We start from the raw sequence: 7,245 nt of genomic DNA, 5'->3' as shown, positions 1-7,245 counted from the left end.
GGCTCATGATGTCCCTCTGGGATGCGCTCCGGATGAATATGATGATCTCATATCAGGAACTTGTTCGCACCTTCCCTAAATGAAAAGGCTGTTTAAATGCTTCGCTTGTATTGATTTTAAAGGTTTCTCTTGCAGCACAGGTAGTGTTTCTAATATACATCTTCGATTGTGCAAGTGAAACCCGGTAATACATTTCTTCAGCTCAAGATTATAATGGGCTATAACAGTGAATGGTAAATATGTAGGTGTGAAATTATTATCGCGTATTGAATTTGTATTAGTTATTTTTTAAAGGCTGATTATTCGTAAGTGAAAAATTAATTTTATTTGACAGGATTACGATGAGTTATATTTTCATTTGATTATAAGTAACGGGGGGAATAGTATGGATTTTATTTTTTTAAAAGTATAATGGCATTGCCAGATCTAACATTAATTTTAGAAATAAATCACATCACAGATGTTGACATTATTTAAAAATGATTTATTAATAATGTATGTCATCAAGTGTTTTTGCTGATATGTATCCTGTACTATGTACAGTTTGTTATTTGCCCCATGTATGGGGATACTGGAAAGGCTACTGATTAGTAGCCTTTCGTCCATTTAAGCAGCAAAAATTTTAAGCTGTTGTGCCAGGACATAATCTCCCCACCACTGCATGAGAGCTACTCGTTCGGTAATATATTCCGCACGATTATATGCAGCGATAATTTCGTCTTTTTTTGAGTGGGCAAGGGCCGCTTCAAGGGCATCTGTCCTGAACTTACCTGACTCTTCCGCTGCCGTTCTTGCAATAGAACGCATTCCGTGGGCAACAAGTTCACCTCCAAAGCCCATACGGATAATTGCTGCATTGGCTGTTTGTTCATGCATATGATTTAAGGGAGTCTTTATGCTGGGAAATACCCACTCGCGGTGCCCACTGATTGATTCCATAGACTTGAGTATCCGAAGAGATTCTTTGCTTAATGGGACCTTATGAGGTTTTTTCATCTTCATAAATTCAGCCGGGATGTTCCACATGTTGTTATCCATATCTATATCAGACCATCTTGCGCGGACAGCTTCACCAGGGCGAACCCATGTGAGAAGTTGCCATTCAATCAGTAGTCTTGTTTCTAAACGGACAGAAGCATTGTTCAGTGCTGCCAGAAAACGAGGGAGTTCAGAGGGGGGTAAGGCAGGCATATTCTGTTTTTTAGGCTTACTGAAACGTTGGCCTAGATTATCAGCGGGGTTAAATTCAATCAGCTCTTCTGTAGCCGCCCAACGGAAGATTTCATTCAACCTGGAAATTAGCCGCCGCAAAGTTTCCAGTACTCCTCGTTGTTCAATTGGATCAAGATGCTGTTTTAAGAGCTTGGGACGAATCTCATTGATTGGCACATTACCCAGACCGGGGAAAATATTTCGTTCAAGGCTCCGCCAGATGTCTTCTGCATGGTCTTGTGAGATGCCAGAGGTCTTTACCTTCTCATCCAACCATTTTCTCGCCACGGCTTGTAATGTGTGTTCTGTGGCATTCTTTAATGCATTAGCTTTATCGTTGTTATGGACTTGAGGGTCCGTGCCATTCGCAAGCAAGGAGAGGTATTCATCACGTAAGGCTCTTGCTCTTGCCAGGGTAAGGTGAGGGTAGGTCCCAAGGCTCATCTTGGTTCTTTTCTTACTCACTGGCACTGCATATCTGAAATACCAATTCTTCTTCCCTCCTTTTGCGAGAGGAGCGATTCGTAGGATCAAACCATCCCCGTCAAACAAGTTGATTTCTTTGTCTGCTGGCTTGGTGCTTTTGATTTCAGTGTCGGTGAGTTTCTTCGCGATCTTTGCCATTTTGGGACCCTCGATTTTTGGACCCTTTGCCTTGGGTCCCATTCAGGGTGCCATAACTCGTGGTTCTCAGCAATTCTCACTAGACGACAATGGACGTAAAAAAGCCCGCAGAGCTTGTGCTATGCGGGCTTAGTAGACTTCATTGTACTTCAAACAACTAAAAAGTGGTGGAGCTGGCGGGAGTTGAACCCGCGTCCGAAATTCCTACATCCTCGGTACTACATGCTTAGTCAGTCTTTACATTCGCCTGGCACCTGCGGACAGACACGCCACTACCAGACTAGCCTGATTAGTTTTAACGCTTCAACCCCAGGCAGGGCCTCCACGCGATCTCTTTTGGGTTTGACCTCTCTTTGATCCCCGTCTTAAGAGCGGAAGCTAGGGAGAGAGGGCTCAGAGCAGGTTATTAAGCTGCTAAAGCGTAGTTTTCGTCGTTTGCGACTATTTTTTTGCGGCTTTTTACGAGGCCAACCGCCCCTCGGCATGCACCTTGGGTTTCGCGAATCCCGTCGAATCCAGAATCAGCCCCAATGTGTTAGAGCAAGTATAACAGACTTGTGACACGCGTGACCAGCCCCCGCAACCCCTAATCCTCAAGGATTTAGCGCTCGCGCAGCGCTTCTTTTGCGCGATTAAACGGTTTGATTAAATAGTCGACGATGGTTTTTTCACCTGTTTTTATATCCACTGTGGCAATCATGCCCGGTACGATGGAGAAATGGCGTCCCAGTTTGTTCTGTAAGAAGTCCTGATGCGTGCGGATAAACACGCGGTAATAGAAGATTTCCGGTTTCACTTTGTCCTGAATGGTGTCCGGAGAGATGGTTTCGACTACGCCTTCCAGGCCGCCGTAAATGGCGTAGTCATAGGCGGTAATCTTCACCAGCGCCCGTTGTCCAGGATGGATGAACGCGATATCACGCGGCGACAAGCGGGTTTCTATCAGCAGATGATCGTCCAGCGGCACAATCTCCATCATCTCGCCGTTGGGCGGGATAACGCCGCCGATGGTGGTGACCTGGATGTTTTTCACAATACCGCGCATCGGCGCGCGTACGGTCAGGCGGGTGACGGAATCCTCGCGTCCTTTTAAAATCGCCGCCAGCATGTCCACTTCGGCGTTAGCTTTTGACAGCGCTTCCCGCGCCTGCACGAAATATTGCGAGCGCAGGTCGGTGATTTTTAATCCCAGATCGCTTTTTTGTCGTTGCAGGCGCAGCACTTCTACGTGGCTGGCGGCGCCGCTTTTCTCCAGCCGTTGGGTGATGGCCAGTTCTTTATTAACTGAGACCAGGGCATCTTGCAGTTCCGCCATTGAATCCGCAAGCTGCGCACGACGGCTTTTATACAGGCGAGTTTCGGAGGCGATGAGATCCGGCCAGGCGCGCAGTGAATCGGGAAAGACCAGCGGCAGATCGTTAACTTCGGCATTAAGCCTTGCGCTGGAAGCCAGTGAGGCGCGATAACGGGCGGCGCTCTCCCCAACGTTGGACTCAGAACGGGTAGGGTCGAGGCGCGCCACAATTTGATTGGCCTGCACTTTATCTCCCTCGCGTATCGTAAGCTCAGCGAGAATGCCACCATCCAGCGACTGCAAGACTTGCTCTCGCGAGCTGGGGATCACTTTCCCGCTGCCGGTTGAGACTTCATCCAGCTTGCCGAAATATGCCCAGATACCCAGGACGGCAAACAGCAGCGTGCTGAGCAGAATAATGCGGCTGGCCCCGGAAAAACGGTGCTCGCGGCGGATATCGAGGTCGTCCATGGCGGCATCATGCGGATTGGTTTTCATTTTTCCACTCCCGACCGTGAGTTGGGGCGGGTGCCCGACTCGCATTTAATGCCTGCGCTTTCGGGGCATCCATAACCAGTTGGCCTTCTTTTAATACCACCACGCGTTCGACCAGCTCCAGAACCGGTACGCGATGGGTGGCGACAATCAATGTGCGGTTGCCTAGCCATTGGTTCAGGCGCTGAATAAACTCCCGCTCGGTATGTTCATCCAGCGAGGCGCTGGGTTCGTCGAGCAGCACGATATTGGGCGATCGCAGCAGCATTCTTGCCAGCAGGATCGACTGCCGTTGTCCACCGGACAAACCGTTGCCGCCCTCCATAATGGGATGCGCCAGCCCTTTGGCGAGCTGTTTAACGAAAGCTGTCGCGCCGCTGACCTCCAGCGCTTCGAAGATCTGCGCGTCGCTGGCATGCGGTGCGCCGAGGGTCAGGTTCTCGCGTAGGGTGCCAAAAAACAGCCGCGCGTTCTGGCTAAGAAAACCGATGTTGCGGCGTAAATCAGCCATATCGATCTGCGCCAGACTCAGGTTGTCGAGCCGGACATCGCCCTGGATAATCTCCACACCACCCGCCATGGCCTGCAGCAGGGTTGATTTCCCGGCACCGTTACGCCCGAGGATTGCCACGCGCTCGCCGGGCATGACCTCCAGGCGCGAGATGCGCAGCGGAACGCGCTGATCGTCGCTGTGGTAGCGAAAGTGTGCGTTCTCAAACAGATAATGACCGTGAAAAATCTCCTGATGTACCCGGTCTTCGTCGTACTGCGTTTCGGTGGGGAGCTGCATGATGCTGTCCAACCCCATCTTCGCCGCCTTGACCTGTTGCCAGCGGGCCAGCACGCCGCACAGATTAGCCATTGGGGCAATCATTCTGGAACCGAGCATCGAGGCGGCCACCACGGCCCCGGTGGTCACCGTGCCTTCAATGACCATCGGCGCACCAAACATAATGATGGCGGCGTAGACCAGACTTTGTACCGACATGCCCCAGCCAATCAGCCCCTGAGTCAGCCTGCGCGTGCGCAGCCCGGACTCTCCGGTAATGCGGATGTAGCTGTTCCACTGCTGTAAAAAGCGGTTTTCAGCCTGCATCAGCTTGATGTCTTCCAGCCCCTGGACGCTTTCGACCAGCACCGCGTTGCGCAGGGTGGATTCATGGGCAGCCTGGTTGGCGAGCACCGCCAGCTTCTTCTGTAACAGCAAACCGGGCAGGATCATCAGCAGGGCCGCGACGGGAGCTATCCATGCGAGCGGCGGGGCGATAAAAGCCAGCACCACGATAAACAAAAAGAAAAACGGCAGATCGACAATGGTCGACATGGTCGAGGAGGTGATCATCTCGCGAACCTGTTCCAGCTCGCGCAGTTGAGAAATGAAGCTCCCCGTCGAGCGAGGGACGGCGCTGTTACGCAGGCGCAATGCATGGCTGAATACGCGATCGGAAATACGCATATCGGCGCGTTTGCCGAGCAGGTCCATTATGTGGGTACGCGCTTCGCGCAGAAAAAAGCCAAACAGCACCGCCACCAGAACGCCAGTGGAGAGAACATACAGCGTTGGATAAGACTGAGCGGGGATCACCCGGTCATAAACCTGCATAGAAAAGATAATCCCGGCGAGCGACAGAACGTTAATCAGAAAGGCGGCGATCATGACCGGCAGGTAAGGGCGGATGTCCTTTAACACCAGTTCGCGCATCCAGTCGGGCTTGAAGCGCGAAATATAGCGGTCTACCCGACTGTCCTTCAGCGCCGACAGCGGGCGCAGCGCGGTAATACTCACGATCTCCGGCAGAAGCTCTGCGACCGTGAGCCGGTTACGCTGGCCCTCTTCGGCGATGATAAACACATCCAGTGCATCTTCGCCGTTGAAATGCTCTATCACCATTAGCTGGCCGTCGCGCAGTTCCGCCACCACCGGCAGATGCCACTGACCGAACGCCTGCGTGGCGGTATCCAGCGCATGAAATGACAGGCCCGCCTGACGCGCCAGTTGCGACAGGGCCGTTGCCCGGCTTTTTCCCGCAAACCACGGGGCGTTGGCCTGGATTGCGCCGGGAGAACAGGCCACGCGATAGTGATTGGCAATATGCGTCATCGCCTGCGCCCACTGGCTAAGAGCGTGTTCGCTAATCGCATCTTTTGCATGTGAATCGAGGTCGCTCATAGCTTGATCTCCACCGATTGAATGCTGCGATTATTTAAGGCGAACGCCTGGCGAAGCGAGCCAGTGTTATAGAGGCAGTTCAGCTGGAGCTGGTGCAGCTGGTTTTGAGTCTGGAGTTCGGCAAAACGGGCCTGATACACCTCTTGCTCGGCGTTAAGCACGTCGAGCAGCGGGCGCGAACCGAGGTCCAGATACTGCTGTTGATAAAGCTCGCGCGTTTGTTCACTCAGTCGCTGCTGGCGGCGCAGAATCTGCAGGGCGGTGGCGAGGCTCATTGCCTGGCTGCGGGACTCCAGTAATTTTTGTCGTACTTCGAGTCGGGTGCGCTGGATGGAGTATTGTGCAGACTCTACCGCATGGCTGGCGGCGTTGCGCCTGGCGGTGAGTCCGCCCCCCTGATACAGCGGCATCTCAACTTTTACCCACGTGGAGTACTGGGTTTTGTCGAGTACCTCATGGCTGGGGTATTTGTCGTTGAGATAATGCTGAACCGACGGTTCCAAAGAGATGGTGGGCGTCATCTGCGCGTTGGCGTAATCGAGATTTGCCTGTGCCACATTCGCTTGTGCCCAGGCCGCCAGAACCGCGGGAACCAGTTTATCTTCCGGTTTGACCACATCGCAGCTGCTGTCCAGTTTGGCCGGGAATTCGTTGCTGATGCCGTTAAGTGAGTTCCAGCCGAGGTAACTCATCAATGTGGCCTTACTGCTGTCGAGATTGGCCTGATACTGCGCCAGCTGAGAACGTGCAGACTCGATACGCGCATCGGTTTGCACCACGTCGGACAGCGAGGTTGCCCCTTCATCATTGCGTTGTCGGGTCAGTCGACCAATGTCGTTTAAGGCGGTGAGCTGTTCTTCGGCGGCATCCACCATTTGTTGCCACGTCTGCACCTGGACTATCGCGTTGGCGGTTGCGTGGGCGATGGTATCAATACTGAGTAACACATTCGCCTGCTGTTGTGCGGCTCCGGCGGTCTCGGCGCGGACCTGGCTTGCGACTTTACCGAAGTCGTACAGCATTTGTGACACCGAAATAACCAGCGCCGGGCTAAAGCCGTGGTCGGTATAGGTATTGCTGTAACCGTTATTCATTCCGGCAGAAACCTGCGGGTAATATTTCGATTTCGCCACGTCTATCTGCTCGTTTTGTGAGAGCAGTTTGCCGATCGATTCACGAATAGAAGGATGCCAGCTCACGGCACGACTTACCGCGTCGTTGAGCATCAGGTTGCCGGGGGCGGCAGCGCTCAGCGGCAGATCGGCAACCGCGCCGTCCAGCGAGGGAAGCATCTGGCTGGTGGCCAGTCCTTCCGGCGTAATAATTTGCGGTTCATCTTCGGCATTCACCCGCAGGGTACAGAGCGTTAATGCCAGAAGTAATGCAACAGGCGCGACATTTTTCATAGTTTATCCCTTACAAAATACGGCAGCGACGACTGTTATTGCCC

At 52.7% G+C, this 7,245-nt stretch carries 4 protein-coding genes and 1 other RNA gene; all 5 read right to left on the bottom strand.

Annotated elements, in window-relative coordinates:
• Positions 1-606: 606 nt before the first annotated feature.
• The 5 genes from OGX94_RS20860 to OGX94_RS20840 all read right to left on the bottom strand — a co-directional run bounded on the left by OGX94_RS20860 (position 607) and on the right by OGX94_RS20840 (position 7,201).
• Positions 607-1,836 (bottom strand): phage integrase central domain-containing protein, encoded by a 1,230-nt coding sequence (locus OGX94_RS20860; protein WP_016246248.1) that lies wholly within the window; start codon positions 1,834-1,836, stop codon positions 607-609.
• A 165-nt stretch (positions 1,837-2,001) separates the two neighbouring features.
• Positions 2,002-2,365: a transfer-messenger RNA gene (ssrA, locus tag OGX94_RS20855) on the bottom strand.
• Positions 2,366-2,437: 72 nt separating this feature from the next.
• Positions 2,438-3,601, bottom strand: a complete 1,164-nt coding sequence (locus OGX94_RS20850) for a beta-barrel domain-containing protein (RefSeq protein ID WP_122973896.1) — start codon at positions 3,599-3,601, stop codon at positions 2,438-2,440.
• A gap of 7 nt (positions 3,602-3,608) precedes the next feature.
• Positions 3,609-5,795 (bottom strand): type I secretion system permease/ATPase, encoded by a 2,187-nt coding sequence (locus OGX94_RS20845; protein WP_257662002.1) that lies wholly within the window; start codon positions 5,793-5,795, stop codon positions 3,609-3,611.
• Positions 5,792-7,201, bottom strand: coding sequence for a TolC family outer membrane protein (locus tag OGX94_RS20840; RefSeq protein WP_003826391.1), 1,410 nt, complete (start codon positions 7,199-7,201; stop codon positions 5,792-5,794). The genes OGX94_RS20845 and OGX94_RS20840 overlap by 4 nt, the downstream gene beginning before the upstream one ends.
• Positions 7,202-7,245: the final 44 nt, after the last annotated feature.

Source organism: Citrobacter sp. Cpo037 (assembly GCF_030332945.1).
Lineage (GTDB): Bacteria > Pseudomonadota > Gammaproteobacteria > Enterobacterales > Enterobacteriaceae > Citrobacter > Citrobacter portucalensis.
The sequence above is the reverse complement of the archived record's forward strand: the minus strand, read 5'-3'. Positions and strand labels throughout refer to the sequence as shown.

Coding starts and splice junctions, on each gene's coding strand:
- OGX94_RS20850 (WP_122973896.1), bottom strand. CDS start 3,601: ATGGACGACCTCGATATCCGCCGCGAGCACCGTTTTTCCGGGGCCAGC.
- OGX94_RS20860 (WP_016246248.1), bottom strand. CDS start 1,836: ATGGCAAAGATCGCGAAGAAACTCACCGACACTGAAATCAAAAGCACC.
- OGX94_RS20845 (WP_257662002.1), bottom strand. CDS start 5,795: ATGAGCGACCTCGATTCACATGCAAAAGATGCGATTAGCGAACACGCT.
- OGX94_RS20840 (WP_003826391.1), bottom strand. CDS start 7,201: ATGAAAAATGTCGCGCCTGTTGCATTACTTCTGGCATTAACGCTCTGT.